This window comes from Janthinobacterium sp. NKUCC06_STL (genome assembly GCF_019345455.1).
Lineage (GTDB): Bacteria > Pseudomonadota > Gammaproteobacteria > Burkholderiales > Burkholderiaceae_D > Janthinobacterium > Janthinobacterium rivuli.
The window spans coordinates 283,186-299,899 of the sequence record NZ_JAHKQY010000003.1; the positions used below are offsets into that span (position 1 = coordinate 283,186).

Consider the following 16,714-nt stretch of genomic DNA (forward strand, 5'->3'; position numbering starts at 1 on the left):
CACTCTCAACAGGGTATCGTTGGCGGTTTTGGTGTGGCCGGGGGAAACTGGCCTAGTCCGCCAACCGTTATTGCTATACGCTCCAATGTTTATGGCACGGTGTAATGTGTTTCCTCAAATCCCGCAGTGTGCATCCGGATTTCATCGCCAGATGCAAATTGGATGCCTTCAAGGTAGCCAATTTCTAACTTTGTTCCTGGGGCTATCTGCATTGACTTCCTGGAGGCGGCTTTTGTCGTTGGATTAAGCGTTTCCATCACAACCGACAGTTGCAAGGCTGACGTGTTCGTGAATATGGCGACAAGTCCACGGCCCATCGCGGAACGTCGCATTTCGATACGCACTGGAAGGACGGGGAGGCGCGATTTTTCTTGGTCGAGCGCCATTTGCGCAGACTCGGCCTTAGATTTCTCCGCTTCGACATTATCCCTTTCCACTGCAAGAGCCTGTTCCTTACTATTCACTTCCGACGACAGCTGAGCTGACTTCGCAGCTAAGGTCTGGGCATCGGTACGGGAGGAATTGAGGTCTGACTTCAGTTCCGCCGAACGTGCGACTTCCTTCGCAATCTCCAACTGCAAAGCAGCAACGGTGATTTTCTGCGCTTCAAGGTCGCGAGTTGCTTGGTAGTACAGGGCTGCAAGAATGATTGAAGCGATGGCTAGCACAGCCAAGACGCCCCACAATACGACAGTAGTTCGCTGGCCTGCTGGTGATGAATCAGAATGCATAGATTCTTTCGGGAGAGAGGTGAGGGGAGCAAACCTAGTGTAACGGTTGGTAATTGACATGTCAAATTGGCAATATGGAGGGTACGCCGGTATTGACTTGCGCATGTGCCACTTTTCCCCATTTGATTGAGATTGCCGTGTCAAGAAATCCCGGGCGCCGCATTGCCGTGCCATGCTGTCGGTATTTTCCCTGTTTCAACAACACCAGCAATACCTGCGCTGTCGCCTCCGACAAGACCGGACGCGGGCCTTTAGCCAGCATCTCATGCGTCAATGTCATCCAGTCAGCGCCTTGCGCGCTGGCCTGCCCCGCATTTCATGCTATACGACAGTGTTGCCACTTTTTTGTGCAGTTACTCCTGCGGAACATCCCTGACGCCCCTGCCGTTGTCGCTTTGCAACCTCCAAAGTCCTTCCAGCCGCCGATATCAAAATTGATATCGAAACAGTGGAAAAATTGATTGGAGAGATTATCGCCCAGCCCCTAAGATAAACGCCGAGCATGCGAACGACATGCAAGCGATACAAAAAATATCAATACAATATCTGGAGATTCATGATGCGCAACGCCACCGGCCCGCTCGCGGCCACTTTCCCTCGTCCATTCACTTTGAAGGCAGCCGTTGCGGCACTGGCCGGTATTGGCTTGCTGAGCACGGCTTCGGTGTGGGCGCAGGACGCAGTGGCGGCGGACGCCAGTGCCGAGCCGGCGGCGGAAGTGTCGGTCGTGACCGTCAGCGGCGTGCGCCGTTCGGCGCAGAATTCGCAGCAGATCAAGATGCGCTCGGACCAGGTCATCGATTCCATCGTGGCCGACGATATCGGCAAATTCCCTGACAACAACGTGGCCGAAACCCTGGCGCGCATTTCCGGCATCCAGATCCGCCGCGATTCGGGCGAGGCCAGCGCCGTCATGATCCGCGGCTTGCGCGATGTCACGACCCTGCTCAACGGCCGCGAGCTGTTCACCACCACGGGCCGCTACGTCAACCTGGCCGACATTCCCGCCACCATGTTGCAGCGCGTGGACGTGTACAAGTCGCAGGGCGCGGACCAGGTCGAAGGCGGCGTGGCCGGCATCATCGACGTGCGCACGAATCGCCCCTTCGATTTCAAGGAGTTTACCGCCAGCGTGAATACGCGCGCCGTCTACAGCGATAAATCCAAGGCTACCGACCCGAACATCAGCGGCATGCTGTCGAACCGCTGGAAGACGGGTATTGGCGAAGTGGGCGCGCTGCTGGGCTTGTCGCAACAGCAGCACCGCTACCATGAAGAGCGCGCATTCAATACGGCGCCCGTGGATAAAAGTTTCCTGTTGCCTGGCTTGACGGGGCCGGATCAGGTGGGCTTGCTGCCGATCAAGGGCGACCGCCGCCGCACGACCGCCAATGCCGTGCTGCAATGGCGCCCGAACGCCGACGTCGAACTGTATGCGGAAGGCATGGCCACGCGCTTCCTGCTCGATGCCGAGTCCGATTACTTCGTCGGCTTGCCGTGGTGGGGCACGCCCGTGTCGGCGACAAAAATTCCCGGCACCGACCAGCTGCAAACGCTCACGTCCACCAATGTCAACACCATCATGTCGACGCAGGCGAACAAGAACCAGACGAAGACGCATCAGTTTGCCGTGGGTGGCTTGTGGGATATCAACCCGGAATGGCGTTTCACGTCGGAAGTGGCCAGCACCAAGAGCACCTATGCCTGGCGCAACCCGATTCTCGATGCGATTACCGTCGTGCCGAATGCCCGCATCAATACCAATCAGAACGGCACCTTGCACGTCGACTACACGGGCGTCGATTTGCAAGACCCGTCGAACTACTATCTGAAGGGCTTTTTCGACCGCTACGGCCGGGATCAGGGCAGCTCGAACGATGTGCGCGCCGACCTGGCGTACACGCCGAGTGCCGGCGGCATCTTCAAGGAAATCAGCATCGGCTTGCGCGGCGTGAAGCGCGAAGCCGAATCGATCAAGAGTTACGAGGGCAATGCGGAAGCACCGGACGTGTCCGGCGCCGCGTTTCCGTTCAGCCGCCAGAGCGTGACGTCGATTCCAGGCCTCAATTGCCTGTCGGAACCGATGTCCAGCGGCGGCCCCGACTATGGCTTGAAGCAGTGGTACACGCCGTGCGCCAGCTTCCTGCTCAATAACACGGGCACCATCCGCGAAGCCGTCACGGGCAGCAGCGCGGCGCGGGCCATGGACCCGGGTTCGTTCTTCAAGGATACGGAAAAGACGTATTCCATCTATACCAAGGCGAAGGTCGCCTTCAAGCTGGGCGCCTACCCCGTCGACGGCACCCTGGGCGTGCGCGTCGTGCGCACCGAGCAAAGCTTGCAAGGCAACAGTTCGCAAGATGGCGTCTACACGCCCGTCATCAGCGACACGGCCAGCACCGACGTGCTGCCGAGCGTGGCCCTGAAAATCAAGCTGCGCTCTGACCTGGTCGGCCGCTTCGCTGCCGGCCGCACCATCAGCCGTCCGGGCTTTTCCCAGCTGAACCCGGGCGTGGCTCTGGTCAACTCGACGGAAACGGTCAAGGCGACGGGCGCGGGCGGCAATCCGAACTTGAAACCGGTGACGGGCGACAATGTTGACGCGGCGCTGGAATGGTATTTCGCGCCAGCCGGTTCCGTGACGGCCACCGTGTTCCACCACAAGTTCGACGGCTACATCCAGCAACGCATTTCCAGCGAAACCATCGCCGGCAAGACCTATGATGTGGATCGCCCGTACAACACGGCCGCCGGCAAGCTGCAAGGCCTGGAAATTGGCTACCAGCAGTTTTATGACGGCTTGCCTGGCCTGTTGAGCGGCCTGGGCTTGCAAGCGAACGGCACCTACATGAGCGGCACTACCGATGACGAGACGGGCAGCCATGCCATCACGGGCGTGTCGCGCTATGCCTACAACCTGGTCGTGCTGTACGAAAAAGACGCCTGGTCGGGCCGCCTGGCCTACAACTGGCGCTCGAAATTCATCGACAGCTACAACCAGGGCGGCCCCGGCCTGGACTTGAAAGTGGCGGCCACGGCCCAGCTCGACGGTTCGCTGTCGTACAAGATCAACGACCAGTTCACCGTGACCCTCGATGGGAATAACTTGCTCGACACCAAGTTCAAGGATTACTGGAACGAGCCGGGCGTGTATGCGCGCGATACGCGCCGCTATGACCGGACAGTTGGTTTATCCCTGCGCTGGAAAATGTAAGTTGGTCGCACAGTAAAAAATCAAGGGCGTTGCCATGGTTTCGGCCGGCAACGCCCCTGTCAGTTGGGCAGTCACGCACGATTCATCATAAAAAGAATGGACGGAAAGCATGGAGACGCAAAAATTATCTACCGTTGAAAAGGTCGGCTTCGGCGCCGGCGACATGGCGCTCAATGTCGTCATCTCGTCGATGATGTTGATCATCACCTTTTTCTATACCGATATCTATGGCTTGAAAACCACCGACCTGGCCCTGCTGTTCGTGGCCGTGAAAGTGGTGGGCGCCATCGCCGACCTCGTCATGGGCCAGATCACCGACCGCTACAGCTTTGCCTCGGGCCGCTACCGGCCGTATCTGCTGTGGCTGGCTGTGCCGTACGGCGTCAGCGTGTTTTTCGTCTTCACCACGCCGGAATGGGGCTATGACGCCAAGCTGATCTGGGCATATTCGACCTATATTTTGATGACCATCATGACGGCGGGCGTGGGCATCCCCTACATTTCCCTGATCAGCGGCCTGACCAGCGACCCGCAGGACCGCCTGTCGGCCAATGGCTACCGCCTGTTCTTCGCCAAGATCGGCGCCTTCATGGTGACCATCGTCGTGCCGATCCTGTCGCAGCGCTGGGGCGGCGGCAACCCGGCCGTGGGCTACCAGGCGGCCATGGCCGTGATGGCCGTCATGGGCGTGGCCCTGTTCCTGTTCTGCTATTTCTCCACCACCGAGCGGGTCGTGCACGTGGTGGAAAAGCAATCGCTGCTCGATCAATTGAAAGTGCTGCTGCAAAACGACCAGTGGCTGGTGCTGTGCGGCGTGTGCGTCACGGGCACCATCGGCTATGTCGTGCGCGGCTCCGTCGCCATTTATTACGCGAAATATTACTTGGGTGGCAGCACGGAAACGGTGGCCGCTTTTCTGACCGCGGGCGTGGTGGCCGCCATCCTGGCGATGATCGCCTCGACCTGGATCACCAAGTTTTACTGCAAGGTCAAATTGTTCCGCTACACGCAGATCGGCGTCGCGCTGATCAGCCTGGCGATCTATTTCTTTGTGAAGCCGAGCGACACCGTGCTGGCCTTTGCCCTGTATTTCCTGCTGTCCTTTGTCGTGGATTTGCACGCGCCCGTGTTCTGGTCGGCCATCGCCGAGACCATCGACTACGGTCAAGTGAAAACGGGCAAGCGCGTCTCCGGCTTCGCCTTTGGCGGCATTTCCGTGTGCCAGAAGGCGGGCATGGCGGTGGCGGGCGGCCTGGTCGGCGTGCTGCTCGCGTATTTCGACTACCAGCCCAACCATGAGCAAACGCAATTCGCCCTGAACGGCATCGCCCTGATGCTGTCGATCATCCCCGGCTTCTTCCACTTGCTGATGGGCTTGTTGATGTTCAAGTACCGCATCAGCGATACGTACTACAGCGGCGTGAAGTCGGAAATGCACAAGCGCGGCTACGTGGCCGCCTAAGAATAATTGAATGGAGCAAGCAACATGGCAGACGTCTTGAAACCGCTGATCGAACAGCGCGCCGACCCGCATATCTACCGCCACAGCGACGGCTATTATTACTTTACGGCCTCCGTGCCCCAGTACGACCGCATCGAACTGCGCCGCGCCGACAGCATCGCCGGCCTGGCCGGCGCGCAAACGGTCGACGTGTGGCACAAGCCGGAGACGGGGCCGTACAGCGAGCTGGTGTGGGCGCCGGAATTGCACTTCAACCAGGGCGCCTGGTATGTGTATTTCGCCGCCGCGCCGAGCCGCGAGATCAAACATAAACTGTTCCAGCACCGCATGTATGCGATCCGCAATACGAATGCGAACCCGCTCGAAGGCGAGTGGGAATTCATGGGCCAGGTCGATACGGGCATCGACACTTTCTGCCTGGACGCCACCACGTTCGAGCACGACGGCGTGCTGTACTACCTGTGGGCGCAGAAAGATGTCGCCATCGAGGGCAACTCGAACTTGTACATCGCGCCGATGGCCACGCCGTGGCAACTGGCCGGCCCGCCCGTGATGTTGAGCAAGCCGGAATTCGACTGGGAAATCCGCGGCTTCTGGGTCAACGAAGGGCCATCCGTGCTGAAGCGCAACGGCAAGATATTCATCAGCTATTCGGCCAGCGCCACCGATGAAAACTACGCGATGGGCTTGCTGTGGGCCGACGACTCCGCTAACTTGCTCGATCCAGCGGCGTGGGCCAAGTCGCCCGAGCCCGTATTTGCCACCTGCTACGAGCACGGCATCTACGGCCCCGGCCACAACAGTTTCACGACGGCCGACGACGGCGACGGCGTATTGCTGGTGTACCATGCTCGCACCTACACGGAAATCGTCGGCGACCCTTTGTGGAACCCGGACCGCCACACGTTTGTCAAACCGCTGCGCTGGGATGCGCAAGGCATGCCCGTGTTTGGCCGTTCATCGACCCTGTAAAACCTGGATCCGACGCCATGACCCCAGTTGATTCTGTTTCAGTGACGCAAGCGCCGTTCGGCATCCTGCCCGATGGCCAGCCCGTCAGCGTATTTACCCTGAAGAACCGCCAGGGCATGCAAGTCAGAGTGCTCGACTTTGGCGCCATCATCAGCGAAATCCACGTGCCTGACCGCGACGGCAACTTTGCCGACGTGGTGCTCGGTTTCGAGCGCATTGAGCCGTATCTGGCCAACGGCGCTTTCCTGGGCGCCGTCATCGGCCGTTTCGGTAACCGCATTGCCGAGGGACGTTTCAGTCTGGATGGCAAGGATTACCAGCTGGCCGTCAACAATGCGCCGAATCACTTGCATGGTGGAAACCAGGGCTTTCACAAGGTCATGTGGCAAGCCGAGCCGTTCACCAGGGACGATGCCGTCGGCGTGACGTTTACGCGCAGCAGCCCGCACGGCGAAGACGGTTATCCGGGCAAGCTGGACGTCACCGTCGTATACGAACTGGACAACGACAATGCGCTGAGCCTGCGCTACCGCGCCGTGACGGACCAGGCCACGCCGATCAACCTGACCAACCACAGCTATTTCAATTTGGCGGGGCACGGCGATATCCTCGGCCACGCGCTGTCCATCAACGCCGACCGCTACCTGCCCGTGGACGCGGGATCGATTCCCACGGGCGAACTGGCGGACGTGACCGGCACGCCGTTCGACTTGCGCCAGAGCACCGTCATCGGCAGCAGCATCGATGTGCCGCATGAGCAGCTGCGCATCGGCCGCGGCTACGACCATAACTTTGTGCTGAATCAACAGCCGGGGCACAGACTGAACCTGGCCGCCACAGTGCGCGAGCCGCAATCGGGCAGGGTGATGCAGGTGTACACGCAGGAGCCCGGTGTCCAGTTTTATTCGGGCAATTTCCTCGACGGCAGCCAGCAAGGCAAGCAGGGCGCCATCCGTTATCGCGGCGCGCTATGCCTGGAAACCCAGCATTTCCCGGATTCGCCGAACCAGTCGCACTTCCCGAACACTATTTTGCGCGCGGGTCAGGTGTATCAAACGGAAACCGTGTACCGCTTTTCCGCCGAGTAAGCACCGCCGCTAAAACAGCCCACGCCCTGCCGCCACGCGCGCGCAGGGCGTTTTCATTGGTGCTGATGGATATCGTTTTCGATATCGGAACGCATTAAAAATTGATTGGAAAGGCATGGCAGGATTCTTTAGTATTCCAACATCGCTGCCCGGGCCGACGACATTAGATCCGGCATGGCACAACCAGGAGAATGGCATGTCTGAGACAAAAAAGAAGGTTGCCCTGCGCTCTGCCGAGTGGTTCGGCTCGCAGGACAAGAACGGCTTCATGTACCGCAGCTGGATGAAAAACCAGGGCATACCTGACCACGAGTTTCATGGCAAGCCCATCATCGGCATCTGCAATACCTGGTCCGAACTGACCCCTTGCAACGCGCATTTCCGCCAGCTGGCCGAGCACGTCAAGCGCGGCATCCTGGAAGCGGGCGGTTTCCCGGTGGAATTCCCTGTCTTCTCGAATGGCGAATCGAATTTGCGCCCGACAGCCATGCTGACGCGCAATCTCGCGTCGATGGACGTGGAAGAATCGATCCGCGGCAATCCGATGGACGCCGTCGTGCTGCTGGTCGGCTGCGACAAGACGACGCCAGCGCTGCTGATGGGTGCGGCCAGCGTCGACATTCCGACCATCGTCGTCAGCGGCGGCCCCATGCTGAACGGCAAACTCAATGGCAAGGACATCGGTTCCGGCACGGCCGTATGGCAGCTGCACGAGCAGATGAAGGCGGGCTCCATCACCCTGCACCAGTTCATGTCGGCCGAATCGGGCATGTCGCGCTCGGCTGGTACCTGCAACACCATGGGCACGGCCTCGACGATGGCCAGCATGGCGGAAGCGTTGGGTACGTCCCTGCCGCACAACGCGGCCATCCCCGCCGTCGACTCGCGCCGCTACGTGCTGGCCCATATGTCGGGCATCCGCATCGTCGAGATGGTGCACGAAGACCTGCGCCTGTCGAAAGTGCTGACGCGCGAAGCGTTTGAGAACGCCATCAAGGTCAACGCGGCCATCGGCGGTTCGACCAACGCTGTGATCCACCTGAAGGCGATTGCCGGGCGCATCGGCGTGCCTTTGGAACTGGAAGACTGGACCAAGGTAGGCCGCGGCACGCCGACCATCGTCGACTTGCTGCCGTCGGGCCGTTTCCTGATGGAAGAGTTTTACTACGCGGGCGGCTTGCCGGCCGTGATACGCCGCCTGGGCGAGGGCGATCTGCTGCCGCACAAGAACGCGCTGACCGTCAACGGCAAGTCGCTGTGGGACAACTGCGTTGAAGCGCCGATCTACAACGACGAGGTGGTGCGCACCTTGGACAACCCCTTGCTGGCCGATGGCGGCATTTGCGTGTTGCGCGGCAACCTGGCGCCACGCGGCGCCGTGCTGAAACCGTCGGCCGCCTCGCCGCACCTGATGCAGCATCGCGGCAAGGCCGTCGTGTTCGAAGATTTTGAACATTACAAGGCGCGCATCGTTGATCCGGATCTGGATGTCGACGCGAACTCCGTGCTGGTCATGAAGAACTGCGGCCCGAAAGGCTATCCTGGCATGGCGGAAGTGGGCAACATGGGCTTGCCGCCGAAACTGCTGGCGCAAGGCATCACCGACATGGTGCGCATTTCGGATGCGCGCATGAGCGGCACGGCCTACGGCACCGTCGTGCTGCACGTGGCGCCGGAAGCGATGGCCGGCGGCCCGCTGGGCATCGTCAGGGATGGCGACATGATCGCCCTCGATTGCCACAACGGCAGCCTGAACATCGACATCAGCGACGCGGAAATCGCCGAGCGCCTGGCGGCCCGCGAACTGGGCAGCGCACCCGGGCCGAAGAGCGGCTACCAGCAGCTGTACATCGAACACGTGTTGCAGGCCGATGAAGGCTGCGATTTCGACTTCCTGGTCGGCAATCGCGGTTCCGCCGTGCCGCGCCACTCACACTAAGCGGAGAATCCCATGCTGTTGCTGCAATTTACGAATGAACACGGCGGGCGCCTCGTCGGCCTGCTGCAAGACGACGTCATCCGCGTCATCGAAGGCTACAACACGACCTATGCGCTGGCGCAAGACGCCATCCGCAAAAAAGTCAACCTGGCGGAGCTGGTCAATGCCACTGTCGGCAACGCCACGCACTTGTATGCGGATGTGGCCGCCAGCGGCCGCCTGCTGGCGCCGCTCGACCACGCCGATGAAGCGCACTGCTACGTGACGGGCACGGGCCTGACCCACCTGGGCAGCGCCGGCGCGCGCGATGCCATGCACAAGAAGATTGGCGGCGATGCGGAGTCGCTGAGCGACTCGATGAAAATGTTCCGCCTCGGTGTGGAAGGCGGCAAGCCCGCTGACGGCACGGCCGGCGCCCAGCCCGAATGGTTCTATAAAGGCGACGGCTCCATCGTGCGCGCCGGCGGCCAGCCGCTGCGCATGCCGGACTTTGCCCTCGATGGCGGCGAAGAGCCGGAAATCGCCGGCCTGTACGTGATCGGCGACGACGGCCAGCCCTACCGGGTCGGTTACACCATCGGCAATGAATTCTCGGACCACATCACGGAACGCCAGAACTATCTGTACCTGGCCCACTCGAAACTGCGCGCCTGCAGCGTGGGCCCGGCCCTGCTGGTAGGCGAATTGCCTGCGCATATCGCCGGTACTTCGCGCGTGCTGGATGCAGCTGGCAATGTGCGTTGGGAAAAAGCGTTCGTCAGCGGCGAAGAGAATATGTCGCACACGATTGCCAACCTGGAACACCATCACTTCAAGTATCCGCTGTTCAAGCGCCCTGGCGACGTGCACGTGCACTTCTTCGGCACGGCAACGTTAAGCTTTGCCGATGGCGTGAGCGTGGCGCCGGGTGAAACCTTTGAAATCGAAGCGCCGGCCTTTGGCCCTGCCTTGCGCAACCGCCTCGACGTCTTCCCAACCGAATTTGCGAAAGTGAGCACATTATGAGTTTCAATATCACCGGTGATGCATTGATCGGCGGCGTCGCCGTCAAGGGCAATGGCGGCTCCTTCGAAGCGTGGGACCCGGCCGCGCGCGCCCACATCGCGCCCGCTTTCCACATGGTTGACGTAGCGCAAATCGACGAGGCATGCCGTCTGGCGCAAGCCGCGTTCGACCCGTTCCGCGCCACCACGGATGCGCAGCGCGCCGATTTTCTGGACACCATCGCCGCGCAAATCGGCGAGCTGGGCGACGACCTGATCGTGCGCGCCATGACGGAAAGCGGTTTGCCGCGCGCGCGCCTGGAAGGCGAACGTGGCCGCACGGTGGGTCAATTGAAACTGTTCGCCGGCTTGCTGCGCGAAGGATCGTGGACCGATGCGCGCATCGACAGCCCGCTGCCTGACCGCACGCCGCCGCGTCCTGACTTGCGCTTGCGCATGATCGGCCTCGGCCCCGTCGCCGTGTTTGCGGCCAGTAACTTCCCGCTGGCCTTCTCGGTGGCGGGCGGCGATACGGCCTCGGCCTTGGCTGCCGGCTGCCCCGTCGTGCTGAAAGCCCACTCGGCCCATCCGGGCACGTCGGAGCTGGTGGCGCGCGCCATCGTGAAAGCGATTGCCCTGTGCAAGCTGCCGGCCGGCGTGTTCGCCTTGCTGACGGGCACGGGCAATGGCATCGGCCAGGCCCTGGTCGCCCATCCGGCCATCCAGGCCGTCGGTTTTACGGGTTCGCGTTCGGGCGGCATCGCCCTGATGAAGGTGGCGGCGGAACGTGCGCAACCGATCCCCGTGTATGCGGAAATGAGCAGCATCAACCCTGTGTTCGTGCTGCCGCAAGCCTTGGCCGCCCGTGGCGCGTCGATCGCCAGCGGCTTTGCCGCTTCGCTGACCATGGGCGTGGGCCAGTTCTGCACCAATCCCGGCCTCGTGCTGGGCCTGGAAGGCCCTGACTTCACTGCCTTTGCCGCCGCTGCCGCCGACGCGCTGGCGCCGGCGCCGGCCGCCACCATGTTGACGGCCGGTATCGCCAGCAGCTATGCCAAGGGCGTCGCCGCCCTGGCGCAGCATGCCGATGTGACGCCGCTGGTGCAAAATGCGGGCGACGAAGGCAAGGGCGCCGCCGCCCTGTTCGTCACGTCGGGCGAGGCTTTCCTGGCCAAGCACGACTTGCGCGACGAAGTCTTCGGCCCGGCCTCGCTGCTGGTCGCCTGCCGCGACATCGAGCAATTGCTGGCGATCACGGAAAGCCTGGAAGGCCAGCTGACGGCCACCTTGCAGATCGATGCCGGCGACGTGGCAGATGCGCGTCGTTTGCTGCCCGTGCTGGAACGCCGCGTGGGCCGCATCCTGGCCAACGGTTTCCCGACGGGCGTGGAAGTGTCGACGGCCATGGTGCACGGCGGACCGTTCCCTGCCACCTCGGACGGCCGCAGCACGTCCGTGGGCACGGCGGCCATCAACCGCTTCCTGCGTCCTGTGTCCTACCAGAACCTGCCGCAAGACTTGCTGCCAGAGTCGCTGCACGACGATAATCCGCTGGGGATCTGGCGCCGTCACGATGGCGTGCTGGGCAAACTTTAATCATCAAAAAATAAAAATACACAGGCGGAGACGAGAATGAAGCAATTGGCGAAATATGGCAGCTTGCAGGGCAAGCGCGTGTTCATCACGGGTGGCGGCAGCGGCATCGGCGAATCCCTGGTGGCGGAGTTTGCCGCCCAGGGCGCGCTGGTGGCGTTTGTCGATATCGCCGTGGAAGCGAGCGAGGCCCTGTGCCGCCGCTTGGCCGAAGCGGGCCTGACGGCGCCATTGTTCCGCCATTGCGACATCACGGATATTCCCTCGTTGCAAGCCGTCATGGCCGAACTGGCCGACAAGCTGGGCGACTTCGATATCCTCGTCAACAATGCCGCCAACGACCAGCGCCACCAGGCGCAGGACGTCACCCTGGAATACTGGAACGAGCGCATTGCGATCAATCAGCGTCCCATGTTCTTCACCTGCCAGGCCGTCTTCGAGGGCATGAAGCGCCAGGGCGGCGGTTCCATCATCAACGTCAGCTCGATTTCCTGGCACATGAAGTCGGGCGGCTACCCCGTGTATGCCACCACCAAGGCCGCCGTCGTGGGCCTCACGCGGGGCCTGGCGCGCGATTATGGCGCCCACAATATCCGCGTCAATACCGTCACACCGGGCTGGGTCATGACGCAGCGCCAGATCGACCTGTGGGTCGACGACGCGGCCGAAGTGGAAATCAAGAAAAGCCAATGCTTGCCAAGCAAGCTGATGCCACAGGACATCGCCGCCATGGTGCTGTTCCTTGCCTCCGATGACGGAGCGATGTGTTCCTCCCAGGAATTCATTGTGGATGCCGGCTGGATCTAAGCCTTAGCGCATCGTTTAATTCGCGCCGGTGCTGACCGGCCCTCCGATCTAGAAATACCCTCTTGCCGCCCCAACCCCGCGGCAGGAGAGGCATCGCCATTCCATCGCCGGGTTGATCCCGGCCCTTGCTTTTCACTCAAAAACAGGAGACAGCATGAAACTCATCCATACCAGCATCGTGGCCCTCAGCCTGGCCATGGCCGGCAGTGCCTTTGCCGCGCCCGTCAGTGTCACCATCGACGTGGCCAAGCCCGGTTCCGTGATCAACAAGAACGTGTACGGCCAGTTCGCCGAGCATCTGGGTACCGGTATCTATGAAGGCATGTGGGTGGGGCCGGAGTCTTCCATTCCGAATACCAAGGGCTGGCGCAATGACGTGCTGGGCGCGCTGAAACAGTTGCACGTGCCCTTGGTGCGCTGGCCGGGCGGCTGTTTTGCCGATGAATACCACTGGAAGGATGGCATCGGCGCGCGCGCCCAGCGTCCGACCAAGGTCAACACCAACTGGGGCGGCGTGGAAGAGTCGAACGCCGTCGGCACGCACGAATTCTTCGACCTGGCCGAGCTCCTGGGCGCGCAGACCTACATCAACGGCAATCTCGGTTCCGGCACGCCGCAGGAAATGTCCGAATGGCTCGAATACATGACCTCGGACAGCAAATCGACCCTGGCCGAGCTGCGCCGCAAGAATGGCCGCGCCCAGCCGTACAAGGTCGATTACTTTGGCATCGGCAATGAAGCCTGGGGTTGCGGCGGCAATATGCGTCCGCAGTACTATGCCGACCTGTACAAGCACTATCACACCTTCATGAAGACGCCGGAAAGCGCGCGCCCGAAATTCATCGCCAGCGGCGGCAATGACGACGACATCAGCTGGTCCAGCACCCTGAGCCGCGAAATCAAGCCGAACATGATGGACGCCATCAGTTTCCACTACTACACGGTGCCGACCGGCGTGTGGGAAAAGAAGGGCGCCGCCACGGGCTTTGGCGAAAATGAATGGATCTCGACACTGAGCCGCACCCTGCGCATCGATAGCTTGATCAAGAACAATATCGCCGCCATCGACAAGAACGACCCATCGAAAAAGACGGGCTTGTACGTCGATGAATGGGGCACCTGGTACGACGTGGAACCGGGTACCAACACGGGCTTCTTGTTTCAGCAAAACAGCTTGCGCGACGCGCTCGTCGCCGCCCTGAACTTCAATATTTTCCACGCCCACGCGGACCGCGTGCGCATGACGAATATCGCGCAAATGGTCAACGTGCTGCAGGCGATGATCATCACGGACAAGGATAAATATTTCCTCACGCCTACGTATCACGCGTTTGAAATGTACGTGCCGTTCCAGGATGCCACCTCGCTGCCGGTCGCCATCCAGGGCAATGGCAAGTACAGCCTGGGCAAGGTCAGCATTCCGGAAGTGAGCGCCTCGGCCGCGCGCGCCAAGGATGGCAAGGTGTACTTGTCGCTGGTCAACACGAACCCGCACAAGGCCGTCGACGTGAACGTGGCGCTGGCCGGCAAGCAGGTAGCCAGCGTGACGGGCCGCGTGCTGACCGCAGGCAAGATGGACGCCGTCAACAGCTTTGCGCAACCGCAAGCCGTGCAGCCGGTGGCGTTCAATGCCAAGGCGCAAGGCGGCAAGCTGACCGTGTCGGTGCCTGCCAAGGCCGTCGTGGTGGTGGCGGTCGACTAAACCTGCCGATGTTGATGTATCCAGCCGGCCCGCATGACGGGCCGGCTGGTCATGTGGAGAACACGATGCGATTTTCGATAACGATGGCCTTGGTGGCCATGCTTGCCCTCAGTACCGTCCAGGCGGCCCAGGTCAGCGTGCACGACCCCGTGATGGCGAAAGACGGCGACACGTATTATTTGTACAGCACGGGTCCCGGCATTACCTTCTACAGTTCGAAAAACATGGTCGACTGGCAGCCGGAAGGGCGCGTCTTCGCGGGCCAGCCCACGTGGGCAAAAACAGCTGCCCCCAGCTTTGACGACCATATCTGGGCGCCCGACGTGCAATTTCACGACGGTAAATATTACCTGTATTACTCGGTGTCCGGCTTTGGCAAGAATACGTCCGGCATCGGCGTGACCGTGAACACGACCTTGAACCCCCGCGCGCCCGATTACCGCTGGGTCGACCAGGGCATGCTGCTGCAATCCGTGCCCGAGCGCGACGAGTGGAACGCCATCGACTCGAACATCATCACCGATGCCAAGGGCACGCCATGGATGTCGTTCGGCTCGTTCTGGAATGGCATCAAGCTGGTGAAACTCAACAAAGACTGGACCCGCATTGCGGAACCGCAAGAGTGGCACTCGCTGGCGCGCCGCGTGCCGCTGCCGCCAAGGGCCGGCGAATTCAAGCCCGCACCCGAGGAAATCGAGGCACCCTTCATCTTCCAGCGCGGCAACGATTACTTCCTCTTCGTTTCCTGGGGCTTGTGCTGCCAGAAGGAAAAAAGCACCTATCACCTTGCTGTCGGGCGCTCCAACAGCGTGACGGGGCCGTACCTGGACAAGGATGGCCGCGACATGGCGCAGGGCGGCGGCACGGTGCTGCTGAAAGGCGACAAGGATTGGCAAGGCCTGGGCCACAACAGCGCCTACACCTTCGACGGCAAGGATTACCTGGTGCTGCACGCCTACGAAACGGCGGACAATTACTTGCAGAAGCTCAAGATCCTGCCCATGACGTGGGACAAGGATGGCTGGCCGCAAGTCGACGCGCGCGACGTGAGCCGCTATCAAAGCCGTGAATTACCGGCCGCAAAACGGTAAGTGGAGCAGGGGACGGGCGGCACGTGATACGCAAATCGGTATCGCAAGCGAAAAAGAATTGATTGGATGGCTATGTTGCTTTCTCCTACCATGGGTTCATAAAAAACCGCCCATCCGGCATCCGGCTGTGATGGTATTCCAAAAAAAACTGGAGACAAGAATGAAATTGACACGCCGCACACTCCTCGCCAGCGCCATGCTGCTCGCACTGTCCGCTACTTCTTCCGCTTTCGCCGCCAAGCCCCTCGTCATGGGCTTTTCGCAGGTAGGCGCCGAAAGCGAATGGCGCACCGCCAATACCGTCTCCATCAAGGATGCGGCCAAGAAAGATGGCGTCACCCTGAAATTTGCCGATGCGCAGCAAAAACAGGAAAACCAGGTCAAGGCCCTGCGCTCGTTCATCGCGCAAAAAGTCGACGTGATCGCCTTCTCGCCGGTCGTTGAGTCCGGCTGGGATACGGTCTTGCGCGAAGCCAAGGCCGCCAAGATTCCCGTCATCCTGACGGACCGCGCCGTCAACGTGGCCGACAAATCGCTGTACGTGACCTTCATCGGTTCCGATTTCGTGGAAGAAGGCCGCCGCGCCGGCCAATGGCTGCTCGAGCACGCCAAGAAAACCCCGGACGCGCAACTGAACATCGTCGAGCTGCAAGGCACGGTCGGTTCCGCGCCGGCCATCGACCGCAAGGAAGGCTTCCAGGAAGTCATCGGCAAGAATCCCAAGCTGAAGATCATCCGTTCGCAAACGGGCGATTTTACGCGCGCCAAGGGCAAGGAAGTGATGGAAGCGTTCCTGAAGGCCGAAGGCAAGAAGATCAACGTGCTGTACGCGCACAATGACGACATGGCCATCGGCGCCATCCAGGCCATCGAAGAAGCGGGCATGAAACCGGGCAAGGACATCATCATCATCTCGATCGATGGCGTCAAAGGCGCGTTCGAAGCCATGATCGCCGGCAAGCTGAACGTCACCGTGGAATGCAGCCCGCTGCTGGGCCCGCAATTGATGTCGATCGCCCGCGATGTGGTGGCCGGTAAACCCGTGCCAGCGCGCATCACGACGGTGGAAGGCGTGTTCCCTGCCGAGGTGGCCGCCAAGGAATTCCCGAACCGTAAGTACTAAGCTTGCCGC

The 16,714-nt window shown here is 61.1% G+C and carries 13 protein-coding genes; 11 read left to right on the forward strand and 2 right to left on the reverse strand.

What is annotated here, in order from left to right; translation table 11 throughout:
- Positions 1-89 precede the first annotated feature (89 nt).
- Both KO539_RS13830 and KO539_RS13835 read right to left on the reverse strand, forming a co-directional pair.
- On the reverse strand, positions 90-731 hold the full coding sequence (locus KO539_RS13830; RefSeq protein ID WP_219310170.1) for a hypothetical protein: 642 nt from the start codon (positions 729-731) through the stop codon (positions 90-92).
- Between the two features lie 61 nt (positions 732-792).
- The gene (locus KO539_RS13835) at positions 793-1,011 is read right to left on the reverse strand and encodes a hypothetical protein (RefSeq protein ID WP_219310172.1); all 219 of its coding nucleotides are present in this window, start codon (positions 1,009-1,011) and stop codon (positions 793-795) included.
- Positions 1,012-1,287: 276 nt separating this feature from the next.
- On the opposite strand from KO539_RS13835, the gene KO539_RS13840 reads away from it, so the two are divergent.
- From KO539_RS13840 to KO539_RS13890, 11 genes are all read left to right on the forward strand, one after another.
- Positions 1,288-3,945, forward strand: a complete 2,658-nt coding sequence (locus KO539_RS13840; protein WP_219310173.1) for a TonB-dependent receptor — start codon at positions 1,288-1,290, stop codon at positions 3,943-3,945.
- Positions 3,946-4,054: 109 nt separating this feature from the next.
- On the forward strand, positions 4,055-5,407 hold the full coding sequence (locus KO539_RS13845; RefSeq protein WP_219310174.1) for an MFS transporter: 1,353 nt from the start codon (positions 4,055-4,057) through the stop codon (positions 5,405-5,407).
- Positions 5,408-5,431: 24 nt separating this feature from the next.
- Positions 5,432-6,379, forward strand: coding sequence for a family 43 glycosylhydrolase (locus KO539_RS13850; protein ID WP_219310175.1), 948 nt, complete (start codon positions 5,432-5,434; stop codon positions 6,377-6,379).
- 17 nt (positions 6,380-6,396) lie between these two features.
- Positions 6,397-7,467, forward strand: coding sequence for an aldose epimerase family protein (locus KO539_RS13855; RefSeq protein ID WP_219310176.1), 1,071 nt, complete (start codon positions 6,397-6,399; stop codon positions 7,465-7,467).
- A 196-nt stretch (positions 7,468-7,663) separates the two neighbouring features.
- Complete coding sequence (locus KO539_RS13860; RefSeq protein ID WP_034752921.1) at positions 7,664-9,406, forward strand: IlvD/Edd family dehydratase; 1,743 nt, start codon at positions 7,664-7,666, stop codon at positions 9,404-9,406.
- Positions 9,407-9,418: 12 nt separating this feature from the next.
- Entirely contained in the window at positions 9,419-10,411 is a 993-nt protein-coding gene (gene araD1, locus KO539_RS13865) for an AraD1 family protein (RefSeq protein ID WP_219310177.1), read from the forward strand.
- On the forward strand, positions 10,408-11,985 hold the full coding sequence (locus tag KO539_RS13870; protein WP_219310179.1) for an aldehyde dehydrogenase (NADP(+)): 1,578 nt from the start codon (positions 10,408-10,410) through the stop codon (positions 11,983-11,985). The genes araD1 and KO539_RS13870 overlap by 4 nt, the downstream gene beginning before the upstream one ends.
- Before the next feature lie 36 nt (positions 11,986-12,021).
- Positions 12,022-12,789, forward strand: a complete 768-nt coding sequence (locus tag KO539_RS13875; protein WP_219310181.1) for an SDR family NAD(P)-dependent oxidoreductase — start codon at positions 12,022-12,024, stop codon at positions 12,787-12,789.
- Positions 12,790-12,943: 154 nt separating this feature from the next.
- Entirely contained in the window at positions 12,944-14,491 is a 1,548-nt protein-coding gene (locus tag KO539_RS13880) for an alpha-N-arabinofuranosidase (RefSeq protein ID WP_219310183.1), read from the forward strand.
- A gap of 65 nt (positions 14,492-14,556) precedes the next feature.
- A complete protein-coding gene (locus tag KO539_RS13885; protein ID WP_219310185.1) occupies positions 14,557-15,582 on the forward strand; it encodes an arabinan endo-1,5-alpha-L-arabinosidase in 1,026 nt (341 codons plus the stop codon).
- A 160-nt stretch (positions 15,583-15,742) separates the two neighbouring features.
- Positions 15,743-16,705, forward strand: coding sequence for an ABC transporter substrate-binding protein (locus KO539_RS13890; protein WP_035823666.1), 963 nt, complete (start codon positions 15,743-15,745; stop codon positions 16,703-16,705).
- Positions 16,706-16,714 lie beyond the last annotated feature (9 nt).

Bases quoted from the DNA above. Each gene is read 5' to 3' on its own strand.
- KO539_RS13840 (WP_219310173.1), top strand. From the start codon at position 1,288: ATGATGCGCAACGCCACCGGCCCGCTCGCGGCCACTTTCCCTCGTCCA.
- araD1 (WP_219310177.1), top strand. From the start codon at position 9,419: ATGCTGTTGCTGCAATTTACGAATGAACACGGCGGGCGCCTCGTCGGC.
- KO539_RS13830 (WP_219310170.1), bottom strand. From the start codon at position 731: ATGCATTCTGATTCATCACCAGCAGGCCAGCGAACTACTGTCGTATTG.
- KO539_RS13835 (WP_219310172.1), bottom strand. From the start codon at position 1,011: ATGACATTGACGCATGAGATGCTGGCTAAAGGCCCGCGTCCGGTCTTG.
- KO539_RS13885 (WP_219310185.1), top strand. From the start codon at position 14,557: ATGCGATTTTCGATAACGATGGCCTTGGTGGCCATGCTTGCCCTCAGT.
- KO539_RS13875 (WP_219310181.1), top strand. From the start codon at position 12,022: ATGAAGCAATTGGCGAAATATGGCAGCTTGCAGGGCAAGCGCGTGTTC.
- KO539_RS13845 (WP_219310174.1), top strand. From the start codon at position 4,055: ATGGAGACGCAAAAATTATCTACCGTTGAAAAGGTCGGCTTCGGCGCC.
- KO539_RS13880 (WP_219310183.1), top strand. From the start codon at position 12,944: ATGAAACTCATCCATACCAGCATCGTGGCCCTCAGCCTGGCCATGGCC.
- KO539_RS13850 (WP_219310175.1), top strand. From the start codon at position 5,432: ATGGCAGACGTCTTGAAACCGCTGATCGAACAGCGCGCCGACCCGCAT.
- KO539_RS13860 (WP_034752921.1), top strand. From the start codon at position 7,664: ATGTCTGAGACAAAAAAGAAGGTTGCCCTGCGCTCTGCCGAGTGGTTC.
- KO539_RS13870 (WP_219310179.1), top strand. From the start codon at position 10,408: ATGAGTTTCAATATCACCGGTGATGCATTGATCGGCGGCGTCGCCGTC.
- KO539_RS13855 (WP_219310176.1), top strand. From the start codon at position 6,397: ATGACCCCAGTTGATTCTGTTTCAGTGACGCAAGCGCCGTTCGGCATC.
- KO539_RS13890 (WP_035823666.1), top strand. From the start codon at position 15,743: ATGAAATTGACACGCCGCACACTCCTCGCCAGCGCCATGCTGCTCGCA.